The sequence below is a fragment of the Halorubrum sp. SD690R genome (genome assembly GCF_005435035.1).
GTDB classification, from domain to species: Archaea; Halobacteriota; Halobacteria; order Halobacteriales; family Haloferacaceae; genus Halorubrum; species Halorubrum ezzemoulense.
Genome location: NZ_SGTV01000011.1, coordinates 35333 through 48806, shown reverse-complemented (window position 1 = coordinate 48806; position 13474 = coordinate 35333). Strand labels below are relative to the sequence as shown.

At 70.1% G+C, this 13474-nt stretch carries 12 protein-coding genes; 6 read left to right on the top strand and 6 right to left on the bottom strand.

From position 1 onward, the window contains the following. Nucleotides 1-20 precede the first annotated feature (20 nt). Entirely contained in the window at nucleotides 21-1856 is a 1836-nt protein-coding gene (locus EXE41_RS08715; RefSeq protein ID WP_137690789.1) for a sodium:proton antiporter, read from the bottom strand. Nucleotides 1857-2008: 152 nt separating this feature from the next. Between EXE41_RS08715 and EXE41_RS19050 the strand changes: the two genes are divergently transcribed. The 3 genes from EXE41_RS19050 to EXE41_RS08705 all read left to right on the top strand — a co-directional run bounded on the left by EXE41_RS19050 (nucleotide 2009) and on the right by EXE41_RS08705 (nucleotide 3408). After that, nucleotides 2009-2152: a hypothetical protein gene (locus tag EXE41_RS19050; RefSeq protein ID WP_158294401.1), complete on the top strand. Its 144-nt coding sequence runs from the start codon at nucleotides 2009-2011 to the stop codon at nucleotides 2150-2152. 193 nt (nucleotides 2153-2345) lie between these two features. Beyond that, a complete protein-coding gene (locus EXE41_RS08710; RefSeq protein ID WP_241897935.1) occupies nucleotides 2346-2594 on the top strand; it encodes a hypothetical protein in 249 nt (82 codons plus the stop codon). A 133-nt stretch (nucleotides 2595-2727) separates the two neighbouring features. Further along, nucleotides 2728-3408, top strand: a complete 681-nt coding sequence (locus tag EXE41_RS08705) for a hypothetical protein (protein ID WP_086215285.1) — start codon at nucleotides 2728-2730, stop codon at nucleotides 3406-3408. Nucleotides 3409-3446: 38 nt separating this feature from the next. On the opposite strand, the gene azf is transcribed toward EXE41_RS08705, so the two are convergent. From azf to EXE41_RS08685, 4 genes are all read right to left on the bottom strand, one after another. Continuing rightward, nucleotides 3447-4340, bottom strand: a complete 894-nt coding sequence (azf, locus tag EXE41_RS08700) for an NAD-dependent glucose-6-phosphate dehydrogenase Azf (RefSeq protein WP_049932190.1) — start codon at nucleotides 4338-4340, stop codon at nucleotides 3447-3449. Between the two features lie 120 nt (nucleotides 4341-4460). Beyond that, entirely contained in the window at nucleotides 4461-4811 is a 351-nt protein-coding gene (sepF, locus tag EXE41_RS08695; RefSeq protein WP_049932189.1) for a cell division protein SepF, read from the bottom strand. A gap of 69 nt (nucleotides 4812-4880) precedes the next feature. Beyond that, nucleotides 4881-7691, bottom strand: coding sequence for a DNA mismatch repair protein MutS (gene mutS / locus EXE41_RS08690; protein ID WP_137690768.1), 2811 nt, complete (start codon nucleotides 7689-7691; stop codon nucleotides 4881-4883). 84 nt (nucleotides 7692-7775) lie between these two features. Continuing rightward, entirely contained in the window at nucleotides 7776-8330 is a 555-nt protein-coding gene (locus tag EXE41_RS08685; protein ID WP_049932185.1) for a hypothetical protein, read from the bottom strand. A gap of 269 nt (nucleotides 8331-8599) precedes the next feature. Here EXE41_RS08685 and EXE41_RS08680 point away from each other — a divergent pair, with 269 nt between their 5' ends. Then, nucleotides 8600-9496: a hypothetical protein gene (locus tag EXE41_RS08680; protein ID WP_137690767.1), complete on the top strand. Its 897-nt coding sequence runs from the start codon at nucleotides 8600-8602 to the stop codon at nucleotides 9494-9496. A gap of 86 nt (nucleotides 9497-9582) precedes the next feature. Here EXE41_RS08680 and EXE41_RS08675 read toward each other — a convergent pair whose 3' ends face one another. Further along, nucleotides 9583-10113 carry a hypothetical protein gene (locus EXE41_RS08675; RefSeq protein WP_049932183.1) on the bottom strand — a complete coding sequence of 177 codons (531 nt, stop codon included), beginning with the start codon at nucleotides 10111-10113 and terminating at the stop codon, nucleotides 9583-9585. A 395-nt stretch (nucleotides 10114-10508) separates the two neighbouring features. Between EXE41_RS08675 and EXE41_RS08670 the strand changes: the two genes are divergently transcribed. Together EXE41_RS08670 and EXE41_RS08665 are read left to right on the top strand one after the other, a co-directional pair. Next, the gene (locus tag EXE41_RS08670) at nucleotides 10509-11996 is read left to right on the top strand and encodes a VWA domain-containing protein (protein WP_137690766.1); all 1488 of its coding nucleotides are present in this window, start codon (nucleotides 10509-10511) and stop codon (nucleotides 11994-11996) included. A gap of 121 nt (nucleotides 11997-12117) precedes the next feature. Next, on the top strand, nucleotides 12118-13443 hold the full coding sequence (locus EXE41_RS08665; protein WP_137690765.1) for a choice-of-anchor W domain-containing protein: 1326 nt from the start codon (nucleotides 12118-12120) through the stop codon (nucleotides 13441-13443). The last annotated feature ends 31 nt before the right edge of the window (nucleotides 13444-13474 follow it).

Sequence of the window (13474 nt, the reverse complement as noted above, 5' to 3'; positions counted from 1 at the left end):
CGGGCGATCTGACCGAGCTGTTAATCGTGCGGGTGGAACCGCTCCATCGCTCGGCGGACCCCGTCGGTGGCGCCGATGAACGTCACGCTGTCGCCCATTTCGAGGACGCTGTCGGCCGAGGGAACGCGGTTCTCGCCGTCGCGGCTGATCACGGCGACGAAGGTGTCGTCCGGGATCCGCGCGTTGAGGTCGCGGATGCTCTTCCCCGCCAATTCGCGAGAGGTCACCTCAACCTCCTGAACGTCGTGGCTGTCGCCGAGCTCGTTCATCCAGTGGGTGAGCGCGGGGCGTTCTATCTCGTCGTCGATGGCCGCCGCGGTCGCCGTCGTGGCGTCGATGCCGGTGACGCCGATGCTGTCGAAGGCGTCGACGTTGTCCGGGTCGTTCACCCGTGAGTAGACGGACGCAACGCCGAACTTAGTGATGGCGAGCTGGCACGCGAGGAGATTGATGTCGTCGTCGGCCGTCGTCGTGATGAACCGCTTCGCGTCGTCGATGTCGGCGGCGCGAAGCGCCTCCGTGTCACTGCCGTCCCCCTCGTAGACGGTGAACCCCTCTGCGCGCGCCCGTTCGGCGACGTCCGGGTCCGTCTCGACGACGACGACGTACTCGCCCCTGTTCTCCAGTCGCGTGGCGAGCGCCTGACCGACCCGGCCCCCGCCGATGATTATCGTGCGCATTGGTGACACTCCGAGAAACTCTCCGATCTGCCGCGCGAACCCCGCCTCGACGAGGACCGTCGCGAAGATGACCGCGAACACCGTGCCGACGAGCAGTTCGCCGGCGGCGATGCTGCCAGCGAGCTCCAACTCGATGGCGAACAGCGTCGCCACGCTCGCCGGGATGATCCCCCGCGGCCCGACGGTCGCGATGAACAGGCGCTCCGGGCGGGTGAACCGCTCGACGCCGAACGTCGCGAGGAACGCACCGAGGGGTCGCAAGACGAGCATGATGACGGCGACGATCGCGATCACGCCGACCCCGAGGCCGGCGATCGCCTCGACGTCGATCAGCGCGGCGAGCGAGATGAAGACGAAGGATAAGACGATCGTGGTGGTGTTCTCCGCGAACGTCTCTATCTCCTCGCGGTTGTCGATCCCGAGGTTCCCGAGGAGGATCCCGCTCGTCGCCGCCGCCGCGATGCCCGCCTCCGCGGCGACGGCCTCGGCGGCCGCGAACGAGCCGATCGCGGCCGACAGCACGAGGAACTGCGACGCCTGCACGTCGCGTTCGGGGACGATGTCGCTGTCCAGTAACAGGTAGATGATCCCCGTGGCGAGCAGCCCCGCGGCGACGCCGACGCCGAACCGCTGGAGGAAGGACAGCACCGTCGCGGGGACGCCGAGGTCATCGAGCAGCAGCGTCTCGAAGATGACGACCGCGACGATCGCGGCCGTCACGTCGTTGACGATCCCCTCCGTCTCCAGCGCGGTCGCGACGTGGTCCCGCACCCGGACCACGTTGAGGATCGGCGTGATGACGGTCGGACCGGTCGCCACCAGCAGCGCGCCGATCAGCAGCGCGATCTCCCACGTGCCGTCCGTGAACGCGCGGACCGCCGCCGCGGTGCCGAGGAACATCACGACCGCGCTGATCGTCACCAGCCGGAGCGACACCGTCGACGCGCGGCGGATCCGGTCGATCCGGAGCGCGAACGCCCCCTCGAAGACGATGATCGCGACACTGAGTCCGACGATGATCTCCAGCCCCTCACCGAACGTCTCCAGCGTGACGAGGCCGAGCAGCTCGGGTCCGAGCACCACGCCGATTGCGAGGTAGAAGATGACGCTCGGCACCCGGAGCCGGTGAGCGAGCAGCTGGACCGCGAGCCCCGAGACGAGAATCACCGCGATCACTGGGAGTAGACTACTGGACACGTCGATCGACAGTACGACCCCCCACGTCGTTAGTGTACTGGTGGATCCGCCGACGCCGAGCGGAGTGGCGGAGACTAGCCACGACATTGGTTTCCATACACGGGAAACTATTAATCCGGTTCCGTCACACGGTGAACGTACACCCGGTCGGTCCCCACCGCCGGGTCGAATCCATGACCGTCCGCGACTCCATTCCGACGTTCGCCCCCCGCTGGAGCGTCCGGAAACGGGTCCGCGGGCCGGTCGCCGCTCTCCTCGGTGCCGTCGCCGCGTGACCCCGACGCGGGGGCGGCCCGCTCGCTGCCGACGCGAGCGACCGCTTCTACCGGACTGCTCTCGACACCGATCCGTCGCCCTCCGACCGCGCGGTGCGGTCTCCGGCGGCCGAACTGACGCCGACCGCGAGGCGCACGCCTCGCACCACACCCCAATCCGACGATGACAGCAGATCGACCCCCCTCCAGACGCATGGTTCGCCCCGACCTGTACGCGTGCCCGCACCCGACCGAGTCCCTCCCGTCGCTCGGCGCGACGATCGCCTTGGCGGCGCTGCCGGCCGTGGTGGTCGGAGTCCTCGCGTTTCCGATCGCGGCCGCGGTCGCGCTGGCGGCCCTCGCCGGCGCGGTCGTCGGCGCGGCGCTCCACCGACGGTATCCGAGCGCGGTCGGCCGGACGCTCCGCCTCCCGGCCGACGACGCGAGCATCCGAGAGACCTGACCGACCCCGCTGACGCACGAACCCTCCGCCTCCCGCTGACGCACGAACCCTCCGCCTCCTGCTGACGCTCCGCCCTCCCCCGAGCCGTTCGCGGAACTCGACATTTATCACTCGCCGCCACCGACCGCAACGCGTGAGCGACCGCGACTCGGAGGCACGGAGCGACCGCGGGGACGCCGTCCATCGCGATCGCGTCGTCGCCGGCGCCGCGCTGTTCAACGAGGGGCACCCCCTCGCGGCGCGTCACGTCTGGGAAGCGGCGGGGGCGTCGATCGATGACGGCGGCGGGGAAGACGCAGAGCGACCGGAGGACGCCGAGCGACTGCTTCGGGGGCTGACCGCGACCGCGACGGCGACGCACCGCGCGGCCGACGGCGACGAGCCGGGCGCTTCCGAGCGCGCGGCGGACGCCGTCACGGCGCTGACGGCGGACTCCGACTCGCTGGGGGTCGCGATGGCCCCCGTCCGGGAGTGGGCTGAGCGGCTCGCCGAGGCGCCAGAGGCGACGGGGCCGGCGACGCCGCCGCGGATCCGCGTCGACGGCGAGACGCCGACGTTCGGCGATCTGTCGCTCGGGGCGGTGGGTCTCGCGGTGCCGGCGCTCGCGGCGACGGGCGAGCCGGGCGACGCGGCGACGCTCGCGACCGCGGCCGAGTTCGCGTCCGCGGAGCGCGGGACCGGGCGGACCGAGTTCGCCGAACTGCTGCTCGCGTACCTGCGGACGCCGGACGCGCGGCCGCAGGTGGCCGCGCGACTGGGCGACCACGTGGAGCGAGAAGAGCGGAAGCGGCGGGACGTCGAGGACCTGTTCTAGCGGCGCGGTCCGGCGCGAGGGCGGCCGGCGGCGGCCACTCAGGCGTCGTCGCTCGGCGCGTCCGGGTCAGCCGGGAAGTTGGGCTCAGCGGGCGCGTCGGCGGCGTCCGCGCCGGCGGCGTAGCGGCCGCCGTTCGTCTCGGTGTCGCGGTCCGGCTTGGGTTCGCCCTCGAAGGTGTAGTCGCCCGAGTTGTCCGCGGGGTCGTAGCCCAGCGCCTCGCGGGCTCGCTCGATGGAGTAGTAGCGCCGGTCGTTGTCCGAGATGCCGTACACGACCTCGTAGCCGTACGTCGCCCGGAGACAGCGGTCGAACAGGTGCGCGCAGTCGCGGTGCGAGAGCCACATCGCCTGCCCCCGCTCGTACTCGCGGGGCGGGTGGTCCTTGGTGAGGTTCCCGATGCGGACGCAGACGACGCTCATGTCGAACTCGTCGTGGTAGAAGCGGCCGAGCGACTCGCCGGCCGCCTTCGAGACGCCGTAGAGGTTGCCGGGGCGCGGGAGTTCGCTCCCGTCGAGACGGTACTCGTCTTCGGGGCGGTACAGGTCGGGCGTCCGCTCGTCGGTCTCGTAGCCGCCGACGGCGTGGTTCGAGGAGGCGAACGCGAACTTCTCGACGCCGGCCTCGGCGGCGGCGCGCATCACGACCTGCGTCCCGTCGATGTTGTTCCGGAGGACGGAGTCCCACGGCGCCGTCTTCCGCGGGTCGCCGGCGAGGTGGATCACCGCGCCGACGTCGGCGATCGCCTCGCGGACGGCGCGCTCGTCGGTGATGTCGGCGACGTACCGGTCGGCGTCGGTGACCCCATCGGGCACCTTCGCCGCCGGGAGCGGCTCGCGGTCGAGGAGCCGCCAGTCGTAGTCGTCGCCGATACCGCGGAGGATGGCCTGTCCCACCCGTCCGCCGGCGCCCGTCAGCAGTACCGGCTCGTCCATTCGACTCTACGTGGGCGGGAGAACGGCATATATGACACGGTTCGACCGGTACGCCCGAATGCCGGCCGCGAGGCCGGGGTCACGAGAGGAAAACGGGGACGAGCGGTCGGGAGGGCGCGCCTATAGCTTCTGCCGCGAGACCTTGACGCCGGTGGGGGTGACGATGATCTGGTCGTCGCCCTTCTGGACGATGTCGCCGTCGACCTCCTGGACGACCTGCCGGAGCTCGTCGTAGACGTGTTCGATCGTCCGGTCCGACGTGGAGTGGCGGGTGATGTCGGCGATGACGAAGTCGCCGTCGTACACCGCGTCCTTGATCGGGATGACGTCGCTCTGGTCGGCGATCTCCGCGAAGTGTACCTGCGTGTCCGTTTCCGCGTGCGCGTCGGCGAAGTCGTCCGCGTCGAGTTCGACGTAGTCGTCGACGGAGCGGCTCCCACCCCCGCCGAGGATCTTGCTCATGATGCCCATACACACCACACGACGAGGTCGGACATTAGTTCTTACGTCAGACGCACCCCCCGGCGAGCGGACGCGGCCTCAGTCGAGTCGCTCCTGCCACTCTTGGACCTGCGAGAGCAGCTCCACCGGGGGCGTCTCCGCGACATCGACGTCGCTCAGCTCCTCGATCACGGCGCGGGTCTCGGCGTCGAGCCGCTCGGCCGCCTCGGCGTCGGATCCGGTCGCTGCGGTCTTCGCAGCGCCGCCGGAGCCGCCAGATTCGACCGGCGTGTCCGCGGAATTGCCTCCGTTCCGACGCGCGTTCGAGGGCTGGGCGTCCGCCCCTGTTTCCCCGTCGGCGTCGGACGCGTCCGAGAACGACCCGGACGAGAGGTCGAACACGACCTGCTGGGTGCCGCCTTCGCCGTCGCCGCCGGCGCCCCTGCGGCTCCCGTTTCTCCCGGTCCGCGAGCCGCGGGCCTCGATCGCCTTCTCCTCGCGGAGCCGGTCGAGGACCTCGTCCGAGCGGGAGACGACGGGGTCCGGGACGCCGGCGAGGTCGGCGACGTGGACGCCGTACGAGCGGTTGGTCGGGCCGTCCCGGACGGTGCGGAGGAACGTCACCTCGCCGTCGCGCTCGTCGACGGCGACGTGGACGTTCTCGACGCGCGGAAGGTGGTCGGCGAGCGTCGTCAGCTCGTGGTAGTGGGTGGCGAAAAGGGTGCGCGCGCGGACCTCGTTGTGGAGGTACTCGGTCGCGGCCCACGCGATGGAGATACCGTCGTAGGTGGCGGTGCCGCGGCCGACCTCGTCGAGGATGACCAGCGAGTCCTCGGTGGCCGAGTGGAGGATGTTCGACAGCTCTTGCATCTCCACCATGAACGTCGATCGACCCTGCGCCAGCTCGTCGAGCGCGCCGACACGCGTGTAGATGCCGTCGACGAGCCCCACCTCGGCGGCTCGCGCGGGGACGAACGAGCCCGCCTGCGCGAGCAGCTGGATCAGCGCGGCCTGCCGCATGTACGTCGACTTGCCGCTCATGTTCGGGCCGGTGACGATGAGGAAGCCGCGGTCGGCGTCGAGCCGCAGGTCGTTCGGGACGAAGTCGGTCGTCCCCTCGACGACGGGGTGGCGGCCGGCCTCCACGTCGAGCCGGCGCTCCGTCGTCAGCTCCGGGCGCGTCCAGTCGCGACGCGCGGCGTGGGTCGCGAGCGAGGCGAGCGCGTCGAGTTCGGCGACGGCGCGCCCGGCGTCCTGAAGCAGTTCCGCGCGCTCGGCGACGCGCTCGCGCAGTTCCTCGAACAGCTCGTACTCCAGCTCGCCGCGGGCCTCCTCGAGGCGGAGGACCTCCCGTTCCTTCTCCGCGAGCTCGTCGGTGACGAACCGCTTCGAGTTCTTCAGCGTCTTGATCTCGCGGTAGTGCTCGGGCACCTGATCGGCGACCGACTTGCCGACCTGAATGTAGTAGCCGTCCGTCTTGTTGCGGTCGACGGTGACGTGGCTGAGCCCGTGCTCTCGCTTCTCGCGCTCCGCGAGCCCGTCGAGCCACGAGTTCACGCCCTCGTGGCGGTCGATCAGGTCGTCGAGCTCGTCGTCGTAGCCGCGCTTCAGGAGTCCGCCGCTCGTCTTCGCCTTGGGCGGATCCTCGGCGAGGGCGTCGGCGAGCTCTTCCCGGAGCGCGGCCGCGCGGTCGCGGTCGACCCTACCGAGCACGGCGGCCGCGGGCGAGTCGGCGAGGGCGGTGTCGTCGAGCGCGTCCGCGAGGGCGGGCAGCAGCGCGAGCGTGTCGCGGATCGAGAGCAGTTCGCGCGCGCCCGCGCTCCCGCTCGTCGTGCGCGCCGCGAGGCGTTCGAGGTCGTAGGCGTCGCCGAGCACCTCGCGGAGCCGGTCGCGGGCGAGCGCCGCGGACGCCAGCGCCTCGACCGCGTCGAGCCGGTCGTCGAGCGTCTCGCGGTCACGTCGCGGCCGGGTGAGCCACTCACGGAGTAGCCGCCCGCCGGCGGCCGTGAGTGTGTGGTCCACCGTGTCGAACAGTGAGCCGTCGGCGTCGCCCCGCATCGTCTCCGTGATCTCGAGGTTGCGCTGCGTGGTCGCGTCCACGTCGACGCGGTCGTCCGCGCCGTACGCCGTCAGGCGCGTCATCGAGGCGAGCACGCCCGCCCCCGTCTCCTCGACGTACGAGAGGACCGCGCCCGCGGCGCGGACGGCGAGCGTCGAGTCGAGCCCGACGCTGTCGGTCGTCTCGCGGCCGAACTGCTCGCGCACCGCGTGTTCCGCGCGCCCGGCCGCAAACGCCTCCGCGTCGAAGGCGGTGACGCGCCCCGAGAGGTCCTCGCGGACCGCGCCGAGGAGGACGTCGTCGTTGCGGACCCGCGGCCCGGGCAGCACCTCGGCCGGGTCGAACCGGTACAGCTCCGCGCGCAGTTCGCCCCCGTCGTCGACGGTCGTGGCCAAGAATCGTCCCGTGGTCACGTCGGCGAACGCGAGGCCGTACGGCCCGTCGTCGGCGGGTCCGTCCGCCGCGCCGCGCCCGTCCTCCTCGCGGACGACCGCCGCGAGGTAGCGCGCGTCGTCGTCGCTCGTCTCCAACACCGTGCCCGGCGTGACAACGCGGACGATCTCGCGGGCGTGGTCGCCGCCCTCGGTCTCGTACTGGTCCGCGACCGCGACCCGGTAGCCGCGCTCGACCAAGGCGTTCACGTACGGCGTCAGCTCCGAGAGGGGCACGCCCGCCATCGGGTACGACGAGCCGTGGGAGGACTTCTGCGAGATCGACAGATCGAGCTCGTCGGCGACCAACTCCGCGTCGTCCGCAAAGAACTCGTAGAAGTCGCCGCACTGCATCGCGAGGACGTCCGCGTCCGTCTCCGCCTTGAGATCGAGGAACTCCCCGACGATCCCCGTTGCCATATGTCCCTACTCCCGCCGTGCGCGGCTAAAACCCTGCGGGTGTCCGTCCGGTCGGCCCGAGCCCCGCCGCGCGCCGGCGCGCCGTCATCCCAGCCGGTTCCGCTTCGTCGACGCCCGGTGAGCGATCCCGGACGCCCCGAACACGAGCGTGAAGAGCGCCGCGTACGCGTACCCGGAGACCGCGCCGAACGGGGCGGTCCCGGTCCACCCCGCCGTCGCCAGCAGTCCGCAGACGACCGCGAGCCCCGCGTAGTACTCGGCCCAGAGGATCTCGTTCTCCGAGACGATCTCCAGGTACACCTCCAGCTGTCGGCTCTCCTCGGTGAGCGACACCAGCCCCCGGTCCGACTCGTAGTCGATGAACCCGCTCGCCGCCAGCTTCGGCAGGTGCGACTGGTGGAGCGCGGTGTACACGCGCTTGCGCTGCTTGTACGTCACCGCCGGAATCTCGACGTCGTTCTCCCACGCGGCCAGCTGCTCGGCGATATCCCTGACGCGCGCCTCGGTGCCGTTGGTCTTCAGGTACTTGATCACGTTGCGACGCCGCCGATTGCTCAGCGCGGTGAACACCTCGTCGCGCGAGGGGCCCTCACCGTCGGTGTCCGACGACGCCGCTTGTTTGGCGAGTTGTGGTGTCATAGCTCATACATGCCGAATGAGAGTACGGTTATCATGGGAGGATATATCACTTCGCATTGTACCCACTAGAGCCGGTCCCCGGAAGATTCGCCCGAACAGAACCGTACACACTCGCCGTACTTCGGGCGTTCTTGACGTCTCCGACACAGTTCATCACATCGATACAAGTGGATTTGTCCGGGCGCTATAACGATGTTGTGGGCCGGAGAGCCCGCGTCGGACGCGGTAGGCGGCGCATACATAGGTCGGTGCGTCGCGTTCGGACCAGCATGAACGTGTCACGAGACTCGGTCGTCGGTCGCCTCCGGCAGCCCGCGCGCGCCGTCGTCGGTCGCCTCCGGCAGCCGGAGTACACCGGTGCGAACCGGTGTCTCCCCTGTACGGCCGTCAACGTCGGCATCGCGGCGGCCGGGGCGGGAGCGGTGGCCGCGGTGGGCGCGCCGCTACTCGGGGCGGTCGGGTTCGGCGGCGCGCTCGGGGCCATCTGGCTCCGCGGGTACCTCGTTCCCGGGACGCCGGAACTCACGAAGCGCTACCTCCCGGAGCGGGCGCTCGCGCCGTTCGGCAAGGCGCCCGGCAACGCCGAGCCCCGCAGGCTGGGCGTCGGTGAGGTAGACCCCGAAACGTACCTCCTCGACGCGGGCGTCCTCGTCGAGACGCCCGCGGGCGACGACTTCGCGTTCGCCCCCAACTTCGCCGCGTCGTGGCGGGCGGCGGCCGAGGACGGGGCGGGAGCGACGCCCGACGAGGGGAGACGGACCGACCGCGACGACCTCGCGGCGCTCGCGGCGCTCACCGGACTCGACCGGCACGAACTCTCAATCGACTGGCGGGGCGGCGCGGGGTTCGCGTACGCCGGCGAGGAGCGGATCGGTCACTGGGAGTCGCGGCCGGCGTTCCGGGCCGACGCCGCGGCCGACCGCGTGCTGACGGGGCTCGACGGCGACTGGGCGGATCGCCCGCTCGCCGAGCGGAGCGCGGTCCTCGGCGCCCTCCGGCTGTTCGTCGCGGAGTGTCCGTCGTGCGCCGGGGACGTGGCGCTCGAAGAGCGCGTCGTCGAGTCCTGCTGTTCCAGCTACGACGTGGTCGCCGGTCGCTGTGCGGGCTGTGACGCGCGGCTGTTCGAACTGCGACTGCCGGCGTCGCTCGCGGCCGCGAGCGAGTAGGAAGCCGAGGGAGGTCGGACGAGTCGAGAGGAATGGACGGTCAGTTTTCGGGGAGTGGGTTTCCTGGAAGTCGCGTCGGAGAGGCCTCAGCGTAGCCGCAGCTGTCGCAATACCGAGAAGCGGTTGACCCACAGCTGGGCGGCGCTGGCGGCGGCGAAGGCGCCGAGCGCGAGGCTGGTCCACAGCATGGGGTCGACCGCCGACACGAGCGGGACGTCGAGGAGCGCGGCGAGCACGACGAGCAGCGATCCCACCGCCAGCGCGCGGTACAGCTCCGACCACGTCGCGCCGCCGGGCGCGAGAATCTCCGTGTACAGGCGCACGTCGCGTGCGCGTCGAGAGAGTTCGAGCGTCTGCGACTCGCGGTCGTACGTTATCACGCCCGCCTCGGCCAGCTTCGGGAGGTGCGTCTGGACCAGCGACGTGTACACGCTCTCGCGACAGCGCTTCGGGGGCGGGGTCTCCCCCGTCTCGCGGCGCGCGACGAGCGTCGACAGCTCGTTGACCGAGACCGTCCCGCCGACGGAGCTGAGCTGTTCGATCGCGCGCCGTCGGCGCTCGTTCGCGAGGATGGCGTACACCTGTTCGGCCGGTAGCACGTCGTTTCGGAGTTTCATGGAGATGGGGGCCGGGCGGCCGCGCCCGGCGGCGCCCGAGTTCTGCTACTTCCTGCGTCTGACGGGGGTATATGTATGGGCTGGCTACCCGGGGGGACCGCCGATCGGGTGCGGGAGGTACGGGCCGCCTGCCGGGTTCGACCCGCCGAGTACGGTGTCCGTGCGGCGATCTGGGGTGTGGGTATGAATCGCATGCGGTCGCGATCCGCCACGGTAGGGGCGCCGGACCGCCCGTCGAACGCGACGTTTGACCGGTGGCGTGAAGGCTTCTACCGGCTGGAATCGGTCGTTCGACGGTGACGTGGGAGCGCGTAACTAGGTGGGTGTCCCTCGGAGGAGAAAGTAACCGATTCGGTCAGCCCAGCGCGGACGGGGGGCGAGTCGGAGGAGACACCATGAGCAAAGACACAAACGACAAAATCGGACTCTCGCGGCGCAAGGTGCTCGCGGGTCTCGGCGCGGTCGGCGTCGCGTCCGCAGGCGCGGGACTCGGTACCACGGCGTCCTTCAACGACACCGAGTCGTTCGACGGGAGCACCCTCACCGCGGGCGAGCTGGACCTGAAGCTGGACTACAAGTCGACGTACCTCGGCGGCCCCGGCCGTCTCGACGACATTCGGGCGATGGGGTACCCTGACGTCGAGGACCTCGGCGACGGGCGCTACCTGCTCGACCAGACGCCCGCGCCCGGAGAGGGGCAGAGCTGGGAGGACTACGTGACCGGCGAGATCGACTTCTGTTCACCGGCGATGGACGAGTTCCTCGTCAACGGCGACGGGATCCCGGTGTTCACGCTCGACGACGTGAAGCCCGGCGACTCCGGCGAGGTGACGATCAGCCTCCACATCTGTGACAACCCCGCGTACGTCTACCTCGCGGGCGAGCTAACCCAGGCGGAGAACGGGCAGTCCGAGCCCGAGGCGGACGCGGACGACACGCCCGACCAGGGCGACCTCGCCGACGCCATCGAGGTCTGCGTCTGGTACGACGAGGACTGCGACAACGTGTACGAGCCCACGGGCACGGGCGAGCGGCAGGAGCTTGAGGTCGCCTTGGTCAGCGACACCTCCGGCTCGATGAGCGGCGCGAACCTTTCGGCGCTACAGGCGGCCGCAACGAGCTTCGTCGGTAACCTCTCGTCGCCGGACGAGGCCGCCGCGATCTCGTTCGCGAGCGGCGCGTCGCTGGACCAGAAGCTGACGACCACCTACCAAGACGTCATCAACGCGATCAACAACTACACCGCGTCCGGCAGCACGAACGTCGCGGGCGGGATCAACGTCGCACAGACCGAGCTCACGAGCGGCACGAACGCGACGCCCGGCGCCTCGAAGGTCATGATCGTCTTGACCGACGGCTTCGAGAACGTCGGCGACGCTCGGACGGCCGCCACCGCGGCCAAGAACGCCGGCACGCGTATCTTCGGGATCGGGCTCGGCAACAACGTCGACGCCAGCCTCGTCCAGGACATCTCGTCGTCGCCCGGCGACGCGTTCCTCGCGCCCGACCCGGCCGACCTCGACACGGTCTACGCCGAGATCGCGCAGATCGTCTTAGCGGGCGAACAGAAGATCCTCTCCGGCACGATGAGCGAGGTCTTCGCGGAGCTGGCCGACGGCGAGGCGCTCGACGGCAACCGGCAGGAGGAGGGTCGGCAGCCGTACCCCGGCGCGACCACCCAGTGCATCGGCTTCGAGTGGACGCTCCCGGCGGATGTCGGCAACGAGATCCAGACCGACTCCGTGAGCTTCGATCTCGCCGTCTACGCCGAGCAGTCGCGGCACAACGACGACCCGCAGGTAGCGTTCAACGGGACCGACGTGAACAGCACCAGCCCCGGTCCCGCCCCCAACGGCACCGATAACGTGAGCAATCCGAACTAGCTCCTCTGAGCGACGCGGCCCCGGACGACGAGACACGTCCGGTTCCCGGCTCGGCGCCTTCGGGCGGCCGACGCGGCGGTTCACGACCGCCGCCGGGAGTTCCCTTCGGGGATGATACACAATGAACGACGACAAAATCGGACTATCGCGGCGCAAGATGCTGGTCGGACTCGGTGCGGTCGGCGTGGCCTCCGCGGGCGCAGGCCTCGGCACCACGGCGTACTTCAACGACACCGAGACGTTCGAAGACAACACGCTGACGGCCGGCTCGCTCGACCTGCGCGTGCTGTACGAGGCCTCCTACGACAGCGACGGTGCGGTCGAGAACATGGCGGACAGCGCCATGGGTACGCAGGACGGCGACCCCGCCGGGATGTTCTACGACCTCGACGACGTGAAGCCCGGCGACTCCGGCGAAGTGAAGTTCTGCTTCGAGATCGTCGACAACCCCTCGTACATGTGGGCGTGCGGTGACCTCTCGCAGGCGGAGAACGGCATCAACGAACCCGAATCGGCCGTCGACAGCACGCCCGATCTCGGCGAACTCGGCGACTCGATTATGGCGAGTCTCGCCTACTGTGACGAGGACGGTGAACCCCTCGCGGACGGAGAGATCGTCTCCGGCTCGCTCGTCGATGTCATCGCGGCAATCTCCAACGGCGCGGCCCTCGACGGCGACGGGATGGCCGGCCTCGTTCCCGGCGAGCAGGCGGAGTACGCCGACGTGGTCGAGCCCGAGGAGGGCGAGGCGTTCATCACCGGCCCGTGCGTATGCCTCTCGTGGGAAATCCCGACGAGCGTCGGCAACGAGGTTCAGTCGGACTCGCTGACGATGGAGTTCGAGTTCCACGCGCTCCAGTCGCGCCACAACGACGGCACGGCGAACCCGTGTGAACCCTCTATCACGACTACGACCGGCGAGGGCTTCGCCAAGCAGCAGGAGTTCGCCACCGAACAGGAGACCTCGTTCGCTCGCGGCCGCTTCGGTGGTCAGAACACGTGGGAAGTCGCGGTCGGCCCCGACGTCGGGAGCGCCAGCACGGCCGACTACAGCTGGTCGTCCGGTAGCACGGTCCCGTTCAGCTACACCTACGACGGCAGCGCCAACGCCTCGTTCACCCTTGACGGCGTGAACGTGGCCAGCACGATTCCCGCCCCCAGCGGGAAGCTCGGCATCACGACGAAGGCCGACGAGGCAACCGTCGCCGTGACAGACCTCGGACTGGACCTAGACGGCACCCCGGTGTCGCTCAGCGGTCCCGACGCGATCTCCGCGTCGAACGACGACGACGGTTCCGACCGCGATGTCACCTACCTCGTGTTCGACACCGACGCCGCGGACGTCGCGAACGCATTCACCATCAGCGGTAACGTGACGGTCACGCTACAGGGCGACTACGATCTGACAGCCGAGGAGGGAGTCGCCTTCGACATCAGCGTCGAATAAGACCGAAACGAGCGCGCGACTTCCGTCTGAA